Source organism: Kitasatospora sp. NPDC058032 (assembly GCF_042885845.1).
GTDB lineage: Bacteria > Actinomycetota > Actinomycetes > Streptomycetales > Streptomycetaceae > Kitasatospora.
Window position 1 is genome coordinate 25,251 of the sequence record NZ_JBHVRK010000040.1, and the last position, 13,311, is coordinate 38,561.

The following is a 13,311-nucleotide window of genomic DNA, read 5'->3' on the forward strand; positions in this document are numbered from 1 at the left end:
ATGCAACGTCATCGGGTGCCGCACAGTGTTAGCGGGCATCGTGACACCGTGCGGCACCGGGGCACGGTGGCGTATGTCCGGTTGTCTGAAAGTCTGCCCGTCGGGTGAAGCCACGCATACCCTGGAGCGCAACAGAGTGTCAGCAGGGGTGGGGGGACCGGCTGAGCCGGACTCCGCGGGGTCGCTCCGTGCCCGGCAGGCTGCCGGTACCGGTACGGTGCCTCACCGCTAGGCGGCCCGACGGGGCGGGCCCGACGGAGGACAGGGCTTATGGATCGTACGACCGGCGGCGTGCCCACACGCCCGCCGCAGGGGGTGGCGGGGGCCGTCCTGCTGCTCGGCGTGCTGCTGGCCGGCGCGGCGCCGCTGATCCCGCTGGCCGTGCTGGTCTACCGCTACGAGGCGGAACTGCTGCCGCTGTTCGCGGTGCCGCTGGCCGTCCTGGTCGCCGCCTGGCGGATCGCCCGCGACCGGGCCCGCGACCAGCTGACCGATCCGCTGACCGATCTGCCTAACCGCCAGGCGTTACTCCTGGCCGCCCAGGAGGCCATCGCCGAGCACTCCGAGGGGTACAGCGTCGGGCTGATCCTGCTCGACCTCGACCGCTTCCGGTCGCTCAACGACACCCTCGGCCACACCGCCGGCGACCGGCTGCTCGTCCACATCGCCCGCCGGCTGCACCGGGCCCTGCGCTCCGGCGGGGCGGCCGGCAGCGCCACCCGCGAGTCCATCGACGACGTCTTCGCCGGACTGCCCCGGCACTACCGCGGCCGGCCGATGGTGGCCCGGATGGGCGGCGACGAGTTCGCCGTGCTGCTGCCCGGCATCGGCTGCCCGGACTCGCTGGAGAAGGTGGCCAAGGCGCTGATCGCCGAACTGGCCGCGCCGATCCGGCTGGACGGGCTGCTGCTTGTCCTGGAGGCCAGCGCGGGCGTCTGCGTCTTCCCCCGGCACGCCCAGGACGCCGAGTCGCTGCTGCGCCGCGCCGACGTCGCGATGGGCCACGCGCAGCGCGGACGCACCTCGGTCGAGCAGTACCACGAGGCGCAGGACGCCGACACCCCGTACCGGATCGGCCTGCTGGGCGACCTGCGGCGGGCCCTGGAGACCGGGGAGGTGCAGCTGCACTACCAGCCCAAGGTGGCCTTCGACGGCCGGGTGGTCGGACTGGAGGCGCTGCTGCGCTGGGAGCGCCCGGGCCAGGGCCGGGTCTCGCCGGACGAGTTCGTCGGCCTCGCCGAGTCCAGCGGGCTGATGCCCCGGCTGACCGACTACGTGCTGGAGGCCGCCGTCGGCCAGCTCGCCCACTGGCGCGAGCAGGGCCTGCAGGTGCAGGTCGCGGTGAACGTCTCGCCGCGCGACGTGCTCAACCCCGGCTTCGCCCAGCGGGTCGCCGGCCACCTCGTGCGCCACCAGGTGCCGGCCCACGCGCTCCAGCTGGAGATCACCGAGCGGCTGCTGCTGGACGACTCCCGGCGGGCCGCCGACACCCTCGCCGAACTGCGCGGCTACGGGGTCGGGATGTCCCTGGACGACTTCGGGACCGGCCACTCCTCGCTGGTGCGGCTGCGCAGCCTGCCGGTCGGCGAGCTGAAGATCGACCGCTCCTTCGTCTCCCGGATGGTCGCCGACGACCACGACGCGGCGGTGGTCCGCTGCTCGGTCGAGCTGGCCCACTCGCTCGGCCTGACCGTGGTCGCCGAGGGCGTCGAGGACGACGAGACCTGGGAACGGCTGAACTGCATGGGCGTGGACGCGGTGCAGGGCTGGCTGGTCTCCGCGGCGCTGCCGGCCGAGCAGGCCACCGCCTGGCTGCGGGTGCACCGCACCGGCGCCCCGCCGGTGGAGCGGTTCGCCGCCGCCGCCTCCGCCGACCGGCTGCCGCCGGTGGTCAAGCCCGTGCTGCCGCCGGTGGTCCAGGCGGTGCAGGCCGCCGCGGTGGAGGTCCAGGTTCCCAAGCAGCAGAGCTGGGCGCCGACCCGCCCGCAGTAGAACGGCATCGGACCGGCACCGGACCGGCGGTGGAGCCGCCCCGGGCGGGCCGCGCGCGGCGCCGTGCGGTGGGGGCGACCCCGGACCGCCGCTGGTCGTTGGCCGGTGGCCGGGCCGCGCCCCCTAGGATGGGGCCACAGACCACGAGGACGGGAGCGCCGGACCGGCCGCTCCCGACCCGGGCCCGGGCCGCCGGAAGGCGGATCCGGGCCTCACCAGAACTCACCCTGAGGATCGCTGCATGCCTGGCATCACGCGCGAGGAGGTCGCCCACCTCGCTCGGCTGTCGCGTCTTGAGTTGCAGGCCGAAGAGCTGGACCACTTCGCCGAGCAGCTCGACGTGATCATCGGCGCGGTCGCCCGCGTTTCCGAGGTCGCCGGACAGGACGTCCCGCCCACCTCCCACCCGCTGCCGCTGACCAACGTCATGCGCGCGGACGAGGTCCGGCCGTCGCTCACCCCGGAGCAGGCGCTGGCCGGCGCCCCGGCCGCCGAGGAGCAGCGTTTCCGCGTTCCCCAGATCCTCGGGGAGGACTGACCGAGATGACCGACCTGATTCGTTACAGCGCCGCCGAGACGGCCACCGCCATCGCCAAGGGCGAGGTCTCCGCCGTCGAGGTCGCGCAGGCGCACCTGGACCGCATCGAGGCCGTCGACCAGAAGGTCAACGCCTTCCTGCACGTCGACACCGAGGGCGCGCTGAGCGCGGCCCGGGCCGTCGACGAGAAGCGCGCCAAGGGCGAGGAGCTGGGCCCGCTGGCCGGTGTCCCGCTGGCGCTGAAGGACGTCTTCACCACCAAGGGCGTGCCGACCACCTGCGGCTCGAAGATCCTCGAGGGCTGGATCCCGCCGTACGACGCCACCCTGACCTCGCGGCTCAAGGACGCCGGCGTCGTCATCCTCGGCAAGACCAACATGGACGAGTTCGCGATGGGCTCCTCCACCGAGAACTCCGCCTACGGCACCACCGGCAACCCGTGGGACCTCTCCCGGATCCCCGGCGGCTCCGGCGGCGGCTCGGCGGCGGCGCTGGCCGCCTTCGAGGCCCCGCTGGCGATCGGCACCGACACCGGCGGCTCGATCCGCCAGCCCGGCGCCGTCACCGGCACCGTCGGCGTCAAGCCGACCTACGGCTCGGTCTCCCGCTACGGCCTGGTGGCCTTCTCCAGCAGCCTGGACCAGGGCGGCCCGTGCGCCCGCACCGTGCTGGACGCGGCGCTGCTGCACGAGGCCATCGCCGGCCACGACCCGCTGGACTCCACCTCGATCGACGCGCCGGTCCCGGCCGTGGTCGAGGCGGCGCGGATGCGCGACATCCGGGGCATGCGGATCGGCGTGGTGAAGGAGTTCGCGGGCGAGGGCTACCAGGCCGGCGTCATGCAGCGCTTCAACGAGTCGGTGGAGCTGCTGCGCGAGCTGGGCGCCGAGGTCGTCGAGGTCTCCTGCCCGTCGTTCACCCTGGCGCTGCCCGCGTACTACCTGATCGCGCCCAGCGAGGCCTCGTCCAACCTGGCCCGCTTCGACGCGATGCGCTACGGCCTGCGGGTCGGCGACGACGGCACCCGCTCCGCCGAGGACGTCACCGCGCTGACCCGCGAGGCCGGCTTCGGCGCCGAGGTCAAGCGCCGTATCATCCTCGGCACCTACGCGCTCTCCTCGGGCTACTACGACGCCTACTACGGCTCGGCCCAGAAGGTGCGCACGCTGATCTCCCGCGACTTCGACGCGGCCTTCGCCGGCGTGGACGTCCTGGTCTCGCCGACCACCCCGACCACCGCCTTCCCGATCGGCGAGCGCGCCGACGACCCGATGGCGATGTATCTGGCCGACCTCTGCACGATTCCGTCCAACCTGGCGGGCAACGCGGCCATGTCGCTGCCCTGCGGCCTGGCCCCGGAGGACAATCTCCCGGTCGGCCTGCAGATCATCGCACCCGCGATGGCGGACGACCGCCTGTACCGCGTGGGCGGCGCCGTCGAGGCCGCACTCAACGACAAGTGGGGGCACACCCTGCTGGAGGAGGCACCGGCACTGTGAGCAAGATCGAGAAGGCCAAGGGCTTCAAGCACTCGAAGCCCGGGCTGTGGCTGTCCATCGGGACCAGCACGTTCGGCGCGATCTCCATCGTCAAGGACGTCCGCAAGGCCCGCGACGAGAGTGACACCCTCAAGCTCGTCAACGCCCTGATCGGCGCCGCCGCCCTGGTCACCGGCACCGCCCTGCTCGTGCGCGAGCTGCGCCGCCTCGGCGACGACGACGTCCTGCTGGGCTAGCCCGTGGGGTCCGGCCGGTACAGCGGTACCGGCCGGACCCGCACCACCGAAGACTTTTGAGTGAAGGGGACGCTGTGAGCGTCAAGAACCTGGTCTCCTACGAGGACGCTCTCGCGTCGTACGACCCGGTGATGGGCCTGGAGGTCCACGTCGAGCTGGGTACCAAGACCAAGATGTTCTGCGGTTGTTCGACCGAGCTGGGTGCCGAGCCGAACAGCCAGGTCTGCCCGACCTGTCTGGGGCTGCCGGGCTCGCTGCCGGTGGTCAACGCGGTGGGCGTGGAGTCGGCCGTCAAGATCGGCCTGGCGCTGAACTGCGAGATCGCCGAGTGGTGCCGGTTCGCGCGGAAGAACTACTTCTACCCGGACATGCCGAAGAACTTCCAGACCTCGCAGTACGACGAGCCGATCGCCTTCAACGGCTACCTCGACGTGCAGCTGGAGGACGGCTCGACCTTCCGCGTGGAGATCGAGCGCGCCCACATGGAGGAGGACACCGGCAAGTCCAGCCACGTCGGCGGCGCGACCGGCCGCATCCACGGCGCCACGCACTCGCTGCTGGACTACAACCGGGCCGGCATCCCGCTGATCGAGATCGTCACCAAGCCGATCACCGGCGCCGGCGAGCGGGCCCCCGAGGTCGCCCGCGCGTACGTCGCCGAGCTGCGCGAGGTGATCCGGTCGCTGGGCGTCTCCGAGGCCCGGATGGACAAGGGCCAGATGCGCTGCGACGTCAACCTGTCGCTGCGCCCGAACGGCACCGAGACCTTCGGCACCCGCTCGGAGACCAAGAACGTCAACTCGCTGCGCAGCGTCGAGCGGGCCGCCCGGTTCGAGATCCAGCGGCACGCCACGGTGCTGACCGACGGCGGCACGATCGTCCAGGAGACCCGGCACTTCCACGAGGAGGACGGCTCCACCACCTCCGGCCGGATCAAGGACAACGCCGAGGACTACCGGTACTTCCCGGAGCCGGACCTGGTGCCGATCGCCCCGGCCCGCGCGTGGGTCGAGGAGCTGCGCGCCGCGCTGCCCGAGCTGCCCCGGGTGCGCCGGGCCCGGCTGCAGGCCGAGTGGGGCCTGTCGGACAAGGACATGCAGTCGGTGCTGAACGCCGGTGCCGTCGAGCCGATCCAGGAGACCATCGCCGCCGGTGCCCCGGCCGACCAGGCCCGCAAGTGGTGGATGGGCGAGCTGGCCCGTCGGGCCAACGAGACCGGCACCGAGCTGGCCGAGCAGCCGATCACCCCGGCGCAGGTCGCCCGGGTCACCGCGCTGGTCGCCGAGGGCAAGCTGAACGACAAGCTGGCCCGCCAGGTCATCGAGGGCGTGCTGGCCGGCGAGGGTGAGCCGGACGAGATCGTCGAGAAGCGCGGCCTGGCCGTCGTCTCGGACGACTCCGCGCTGGGGGCCGCGGTCGACCAGGCCATCGCCGAGAACGAGGCGATCGCCGCCAAGATCCGTGACGGCAAGGTCGCCGCGGTCGGCGCGCTGGTCGGCGCGGTCATGAAGGCCACCCGCGGCCAGGCCGACGCGGCCCGCGTGAAGGACCTGATCCTGGAGCGGCTCGCCGTGGAAGGACAGTAGGCACAGCCTGGAGAAGCTGGGCGTTTCCGCCTGGGTTTCCAAGGTGTCTAAGGCGGTCTAAGGCCTACTTAGTCGCCTGAGGCCGGTCCGAGGCCCGGTCTTACCCCGTACCAGGGGTAGGACCGGGCCTTCGTCGTCCCCATGGCCGGGTTCCTAAGGCGATCGTGGCCCGGAAGATCCGCAAGCCTGCCGATGCCGGCCACCCCCCTGGGAGAGGAGTCTCTCCTCAGCAGACGGAAGAGACCGAGAACCCACGAGGGGAACCACCGTGATCGAGTACGAGCTCATCAAGCAGCAGGGGCGGGAGCTCCGGGCCGAGGCCGAGCACCAGCGGCTGGTCCGGGCGGCGCGGACCGCCGAGCGCGCCGGCCGGTGGCCGAGTGCCGGCCGGCGCACCCGGCGGCGGGCCGTGCGTCCCGGCGAATGCTGACGGACCGGCACCCAGGTGCCGAGCGGGGAACGGAGGGGGAGGCGGCACGGGGGTGCGCCTCCCCCTCCGGGCGTTCGCCGGGCCTCCGGGGGCGTTCGCCGGGCGCGATAACCCCTCGGAGCGGGCCGGGCCTCTGTGGCATGCTCGCCTCCATGCAGCAGACCTCGGTGAGTCCCGTCTTCGTCGGCCGCGATCCGGAGCTCACCGACCTGATGGACGCGCTGCACCGGGCCGGTCGCGGCGAGCCGCAGACGGTGCTGATCGGCGGCGAGGCGGGCGTCGGCAAGACCCGGCTGCTGGAGGAGTTCCTCCGCCGGGCCGACGACCGGGGCGTGCTCACCACCGACGGCGGCTGTCTGGAGATCGGCGCCGAGGGGCTGCCGTACGCGCCGCTGGCCACCGCGCTGCGCCGGCTGCACCGCTGTCTGGGCACCGACCTGGAGCACGCCGCCGCCGGGATGGAGGGCCATCTCGCCCGGTTGCTGCCCGACTTCGGCGAGGCCGACGGCGAACCCAACGACGAGTACGGCCGGGCCCGGCTGTTCGAGCACACCACGAGGCTGTTCGAACGACTCGGCACGGACCGTACTTTCGTGCTCGCCGTCGAGGACCTGCACTGGTCCGACCGCTCCACCCGGGAGCTGTTCGCCTACCTGGTCCGCACCCTGCACCGGGCCCGCGTCCTGCTGGTCGCCACCTACCGCAGTGACGACCTGCACCGCCGCCACCCGCTGCGGCCCTTCCTGGCCGAGCTGGAGCGGCTGCGCACGGTGCGCCGGCTGGAGCTGGAGCGGTTCGGCCCCGGCGAGGTGGCCGCGCAGCTGGCCGGCATCCTCGGCACCACCGCGCCCGACCGGCAGCTGGTCGAGCGGGTCCACCGCCGCTCGGAGGGCAATCCGTTCTTCGTCGAAGAACTGGCCACCGCGCTGCGGGAGGGCGGTTCGGCCGGGCTCACCGACTCCCTGCGGGACATCCTGCTGGTGCGGGTCGAGGCGCTGGACGAGGAGACCCAGCGGGTGCTGCGGATCGCCGCCGAGGGCGGGTCCTGCGTCGAACACGCCCTGCTCGCCGCCGTCCTGGAGGACGAGGAGCAGCTGATCGACTCGCTGCGCGCCGCGGTCGGCGCCAACATCCTGCGCCCGGACCCCGACGGCGACGGCTACCGGTTCCGGCACGCGCTGGTCCGCGAGGCCGTCTCGGACGACCTGCTGCCCGGCGAGCGGCACCGGATCAACCGCCGGTTCGCCGAGGCCCTGGAGGCCGAGCCGCAGCTGGTCGGTGCCGACGCCCGCCCGGCCCGGCTGGCCAACTACTGGTACCACGCGCACGACCCGGTCCGGGCCCTGCCGACCGCGCTGGACGCCGCCCGGGCCGCCCGCCGCCGCAACGCCTTCGCCGAGCAACTGCGCATGCTGGAACGGGCCCTGGAGCTGTGGGACGAGGTCCCCGCCGAGCAGCTGGCCGGCACCCTGCGCCCGTACGACTGGGCCGAGACCTACCCGCCCTGCTCCTGCGACGACGACCGGCACGACGAGGACTGCGACCGGCTCTGCCAGATCGACGTGCTGGCCGAGGCGGTGGTCGCGGCCCGCCGCAGCGGGGACCGGGAGCGCGGGCTGAGCCTGGCGAAGCGGGCGCTCCAGCTCGTCGACGAGACCGAGCACCCGGCCCGCGCCGCCTGGTTCCGGATCAACCGCGCCCGGATGCTCGGCCATCTGCGCCGCTCCGGCGACGAGGCGGAGATCGCCTACGCGCACCGGCTGGTCGAGCCGCTGCCGCCGTCCGCCGTGCAGGCCGAGGTGTTCGCCCTCGGGGCCGGCGCCGGGATGCTCTCCAACCCCCGCCCCGAGCTGGTCGCGCTCGCCGAGCGGGCCGCCCGGATCGCCCGCGAGGTGGGCGCGCACACGGTCGAGCAGCACGCCCTGATGACGCTCGGCGGGCTGCGCAACGACCTGGACACCGACCCGGAGGCCGGGGTGGCCCAGCTGACCGCGGCGGTCGAGGCCACCCGCCGGCTCGGCGCCACGGACCTGCTGCTGCGCGGTCTCAACAACCTGGCCTCGGTGCAGCGCGGCCTCGGCCGGCCGGAGGAGGCCGTGGCGCTGGCCCGCGAGGGGCTGGACTCGGCCCGCCGCAACGGCCTGCAGCGCAACATCGGCACCATCCTGACCGGCAACCTCGCCGAGGCGCTGCTGGACCTCGGGCGGATCGACGAGGCCGAGCTGGTGCTCTCCGAGGGGGACCTGACCAGCCCGACCGGCACCCACGCCGAGTTCCTGGACCGGCTGCGCGGCGACCTCGCCCTGCTCCGCGGCGACCTGGCCGGCGCCACCGCGCTGCTCGCCGGGGCCCGGGCCGCCAACCGGGTCGGCCAGATCCAGCACTCGGTGCCGATCAGCCGGCTCGCGGTACGGATCGCCGCCCTGGCGGGCCGCCCGCTGGAGGCCCGCGCCGAACTGCTCGCCGCCCTCGCGGAGGAGGTCCCGCGCGGCTACCTGGCCGACTACTACCCGCTGCTGGTCGACGGCGCGGGCGTCGAGGCGGACAGCCGGGGCCTGCCGCAGGCCGAGCCGGGCCGGGCCGCGGTACTGGCCCGGATCGCCGGGGCGGCGGCCGGGCTGAACCCGGCGGCGCCGCTGCACCACGGCTGGGCCCGGCTGCTGGAGGGCGAACTGGCCCGGGCCGAGGGGGCGGACACCCCGGCGCACTGGGCCGCCGCGATCGAGCGGCTGCGCCCGACCGGCCTGCCGTACCCGCTGGCGTTCGCCCTGCTGCGGGCCGGTGAGGCCGAGGTGCTGGCCGGGCGCCGTGAGGCCGGGGCCGGACTGCTGCGCGAGGCGCGGGAACTGGCCTCCGCGCGGGGCGACGCCGGGCTGCGGGCCGAGATCGACGCGCTGGCCGAGCGGGCGGGCCTGACGCTCGTCGCGGGCCGTCCCGCACCGGCCGCGGCGCCGCCGGCCGGGGAGTCCTTCGGCCTCACCCCCCGTGAGCGGGACGTGCTCCGATTGCTCGCGCGGGGGCGCACCAACCGGCAGATCGCCGAGGAGCTGTACATCTCGCCGAAGACGGCGAGCGTGCACGTCTCCAACATCCTCGGCAAGCTCGCGGTGGGCGGCCGGGGCGAAGCCGCCGCGCTGGCCCACCGTTTGCGGCTGTTCCCCGAGGATCTGGCCCCGGCCGCCCGCTGAGCGCAGCCGCCCGGCGCCCGCCCGTCCGCCGTCGTGTTCCCGGCCGCGCCGTCGTCGGCCCGGCCGGTGCCGTGCGGGCGCTGCCCCGTGCTCCCGTGCGCGCCGCGTGAGCCCCCGCCCGTGCGCCCCCGCCAACCGGCCCGTTCCGGTGGAATCGGGCGCAATTCCCTACCCCGGGGCCATTACTCTAAGTTGAGTGTGCGTGTCATTGAGTGACCGAAGTGGTGTAGGGTCCCGAACGGGAACATCGGTGTGGCGGGACGGTCGGCAGGCCCCCCGCCCCCTGGGCCACCGCCCTGACGGGGCGCCAGGTCACCGCGCACGGCCACCAGGCGCGCGGCCGGTGGTCCGTGACCGGGGCGCGAGGTCCCGGGCCGGAGGGGGAGAGGCCGAGTGAGCTCCACCGACGCGGTGCTGCCCGGAGCCGGACGGCCGGAGGCGCCGGACACCGACCTGCTCGTGGGCGGACCGCCGCCCGTGAGCGGTCCGCCGGTGACCGGTGCGCCCGTCGGCGTCCCGCTCCCGTCGGGCCCGCCCCCGCGCGGCGCGTCCCGGCCCGCCGTCCACGCGCCGGCCCCGCCGGCGCCCGGCCGCGGCAGACCCGCGGCGCTGCGCCGGGCGCTCTACAGCCGCAAGCTGCCCGGCGCCGTCCTCGGCGTGCTCTGCCTCGCCTACACGCTCGGTGCGGCGCTCGGCTGGGGATCGCGCCGGATCGCCGTCTTCATGGGCGACTTCGGCCTGGCCGCCGCCGCGCTCGCCGCCGCGCTCTCCTGCCTCGCCTACGGCTGTACGGTCGGCGGCCACGCCCGCCCGGCCTGGCTGCTGTTCGGCCTCTCCTCGCTCATGGTCGCCTTCGGCAACGGCACCTGGGGCTGGTACGAGCTGGTCGAACGCACCCCGCTGCCGCCGAACTCGCTCGCCGAGTACGCCTTCCTGCTCTTCGCCCCGCTCGCCATCACCGGCGTCCTGGTGCTCGCCCAGCGCCCGCGCAGCGCCGCCGGCTGGCTCTGCCTGCTGCTCGACGGCTGGCTGGTGGCCGGCTCGCTGTTCACCCTCAGCTGGAGCCTCGCGCTCGGCCGCACCGCCGCCGGCGAGGCCGGCTCCCCGCTGCGGCTCGCGCTCAACCTGGCCTACCCGGTGCTGGACATCCTGCTCGTCTCGCTGGTCGTCGGCCTGCGCTTCGGCGGCCGGGACGGCAACCGGGCCGCCGTCCACACCGCCATGGTCGGCCTCGCCGTCACGGTGCTCTGTGACGCCCTGTTCACCTCGCCCGAGCTGCGCAGCAGCTACCACTCCGGCGAACTGCTGGACGCCGGCTGGTTCGCGGGCAGTCTGCTGCTCGCCTGGGCGCCGTGGTCCCCGCGCTGGCGCCGACCGCTGCGCGAGCACCCCGCGGTCGGCGGGCTGCCGCGCCGCCGGGTGGCCACCACCTTCAGCGCGCTCACCCCGTACGCGGCCGCCGCCGTCTGCACCGCCGGGATCCTCTACAACGCCCTCGGCGGGCGCTCGCTGGACCGGGTGGTGGCCTCGGCCGCCTGCACCGTCGGCCTCGCGCTGATCCTGCGGCAGGGCATCATGCTGCTCGACAACCTCTCGCTGGCCCAGGAACTCGCCCACAAGGAGGCGCACTTCCGCTCCCTGGTGCAGGGCTCCAGCGACGTCATCATGATCGCCGGCGCCAACGGCGTGCTCTCCTACGTCTCGCCGGCCGCGCTCGGCGTCTACGGGCGCGACCCGGAGGAACTGGTCGGCGGCAACCTGCTCGACCTCATCCACCCCGAGGACGTCGACCGGGTGCTGCTGGAGGTCCGCCGCTTCCTGGCCCGCGGCCGGCTCGCCGCCCATCGCGACCCGGGCGGCGAACCGCTGCCCGCCGCGCGGGTGGAATGCCGGATCGGCTCCGGCGCCGGCGAGTGGCTGCACGTCGAGTCGACCGTCGACCGGTACCGCGACGGCCTCATCCTGAACAGCCGTGACGTCACCGAACGCGTCATGCTCCAGGCCCAGTTGCAGCACAACGCGTTCCACGACCCGCTCACCGACCTGCCCAACCGGGCGCTGTTCACCCAGCGGCTGCGCACCGCGCTGGCCATCCGCGGCGCGCAGGACGAGGCCGGTGCCGGGGTCGCCGTGCTCTTCCTCGACCTGGACGGCTTCAAGGCGGTCAACGACACCGCCGGCCACCAGGTCGGCGACGAACTGCTCGTCCAGGCCGCCCGCCGGCTCCAGGGCGCCGTGCGCTGCGGGGACACCGTCGCCCGGTTCGGCGGCGACGAGTTCGCCGCGCTGGTCTGCGGCCCGCTCGGCCGCCTCCAGGTCCAGGAACTCGCCGATCGGCTGCGCACCGCGCTCTCCGAGCCGTACTGGATCGGCGGCAGCGAACTCAGTGTCGCCGCCAGCATCGGCATCGCCTTCGGCAGCCCCGAACGCGGCCCGGCCGCCGATCCGCGCGCCGCCGCCGACGAGCTGATGCGCAACGCCGACCTCGCGATGTACCGCGCCAAGTCCGAGGGCAAGGGCCGGGTGATGCTCTACAGCCCGGCCATGCGCGCCGACCTGGAGCGCCGCACCGAACTGGACGAGCGGCTGCGGGCGGCCGTCCGGGAGGGCGGCTTCGCCCTGCTCCACCAGCCCGTGGTGGACCTCGCGAGCGGAGCGGTCACCGCCGTCGAGGCGCAGGCCCGCTGGCGCTCCGCCCAGGGGCTGCTGCTCACCCCCACCGAGTTCCTGCGCTCCACCGAACACCGCGACGCCGCCGCCCGGTTCTCCCGCTGGCTGGTCCGCGAGGCGGTCACCGCCGCCGCGCTGCGCCGCGCCCTGCCCACCCGCGGGCGTCCGGACCCGCCGCCGGTCCCGGTCTCGGTCCGGCTCTCCGCCGAGCGGCTCTGCGCGCCCGGCCTGTACGAGACGGTGGCCGCCGCGCTGCGCGACAGCGGGCTGCCGGGCGGCCAACTGATCGTCGAGGTGGCCCGGACGGGCCCGGACGAGCTGGCCGACGAACTCGGCCGCCGGCTCGCCGCGCTGCGCCGGCTCGGCGTCTCCACCGCGCTGGCCGGCTTCGGGGCCGGCGGCGGCTCGCTCGGCGCGCTCGCCCGGATGCCCTTCGACGGCCTCAAGCTGGACCGCTCGCTGGTCCACGGCCTGGGCGACTCCGCGCTCGCCCGCACGCTCGCCGGGCACGCCCTGCGGCTCGGCCGGGACCTCGGACTGGTCACCGGCGCCGAGGGCGTCGACCTGCCCCGCCAGGTGGCCGTGCTGCAGGAGTTGGGCTGCCGTCAGGTGCAGGGCTCGGCCTTCTCCGCACCGCTGGAGGAGGCCCGGCTGCGGCGCGCGCTGGCCCGCCGCGTCTACCCGGTGCCGAGGCCGCCCGGCCCGCCGCCGGTCCGGCGGGTGTACCTGACCGCGGACACTCGGACGAGTGGGCGCGCGGAGGGCGGAAAGGGACGTGTCGCATCTCACCGCAGCCCCTCCGACCTGCCCGAACATCCGGCCGTGGCAGGTCCGGGAGCGGGTCCGCATGGCGAGACTGTCGTCCCACCTGCTTGACAGTCGGGCCTTGACGGGAGGAAGGTCGTTGCCATGCGCACCCGAATTCTCGTACTTGGCGGGCGCGTCGGCTGAGCGGGCCATGCCCCGCTCGTGACAGACCGACGCGCCACCCCTCGCATGCCCTTGGGCACGAGGGGTTTTTTGTTGCACCGACGCCGTTCCACCACTGCAAGACCCCTGGCCCCGTGGCCCCGCGAAAGGGACGATTGGGGCAGAGCCGGCGATCGGCCCGCAAGCGGGACCCCACCCCTCGACCCCCCGGGGCCCGCAACCACCGGGCCGGCCAGAACCGA

General features: G+C 74.5%; 7 protein-coding genes and 1 pseudogene. All 8 read left to right on the plus strand.

From position 1 onward, the window contains the following. Positions 1–333 precede the first annotated feature (333 nt). Positions 334–1,992, plus strand: a pseudogene (locus tag ACFVUH_RS35205) (putative bifunctional diguanylate cyclase/phosphodiesterase); the annotation flags it as partial. A 241-nt stretch (positions 1,993–2,233) separates the two neighbouring features. Next, positions 2,234–2,530, plus strand: a complete 297-nt coding sequence (gene gatC, locus ACFVUH_RS35210; protein WP_035845952.1) for an Asp-tRNA(Asn)/Glu-tRNA(Gln) amidotransferase subunit GatC — start codon at positions 2,234–2,236, stop codon at positions 2,528–2,530. A 5-nt stretch (positions 2,531–2,535) separates the two neighbouring features. Further along, the gene (gene gatA, locus ACFVUH_RS35215) at positions 2,536–4,029 is read left to right on the plus strand and encodes an Asp-tRNA(Asn)/Glu-tRNA(Gln) amidotransferase subunit GatA (protein WP_355374526.1); all 1,494 of its coding nucleotides are present in this window, start codon (positions 2,536–2,538) and stop codon (positions 4,027–4,029) included. Continuing rightward, complete coding sequence (locus ACFVUH_RS35220) at positions 4,026–4,265, plus strand: hypothetical protein (protein ID WP_355374523.1); 240 nt, start codon at positions 4,026–4,028, stop codon at positions 4,263–4,265. The genes gatA and ACFVUH_RS35220 overlap by 4 nt, the downstream gene beginning before the upstream one ends. Before the next feature lie 74 nt (positions 4,266–4,339). Continuing rightward, complete coding sequence (gene gatB, locus ACFVUH_RS35225; protein ID WP_355374520.1) at positions 4,340–5,851, plus strand: Asp-tRNA(Asn)/Glu-tRNA(Gln) amidotransferase subunit GatB; 1,512 nt, start codon at positions 4,340–4,342, stop codon at positions 5,849–5,851. 268 nt (positions 5,852–6,119) lie between these two features. Then, positions 6,120–6,281 carry a hypothetical protein gene (locus ACFVUH_RS35230; RefSeq protein ID WP_355374517.1) on the plus strand — a complete coding sequence of 54 codons (162 nt, stop codon included), beginning with the start codon at positions 6,120–6,122 and terminating at the stop codon, positions 6,279–6,281. Positions 6,282–6,433: 152 nt separating this feature from the next. Beyond that, a complete protein-coding gene (locus ACFVUH_RS35235) occupies positions 6,434–9,469 on the plus strand; it encodes an AAA family ATPase (RefSeq protein ID WP_387917617.1) in 3,036 nt (1,011 codons plus the stop codon). 609 nt (positions 9,470–10,078) lie between these two features. Further along, a complete protein-coding gene (locus ACFVUH_RS35240) occupies positions 10,079–13,015 on the plus strand; it encodes a putative bifunctional diguanylate cyclase/phosphodiesterase (protein WP_387917629.1) in 2,937 nt (978 codons plus the stop codon). Positions 13,016–13,311 lie beyond the last annotated feature (296 nt).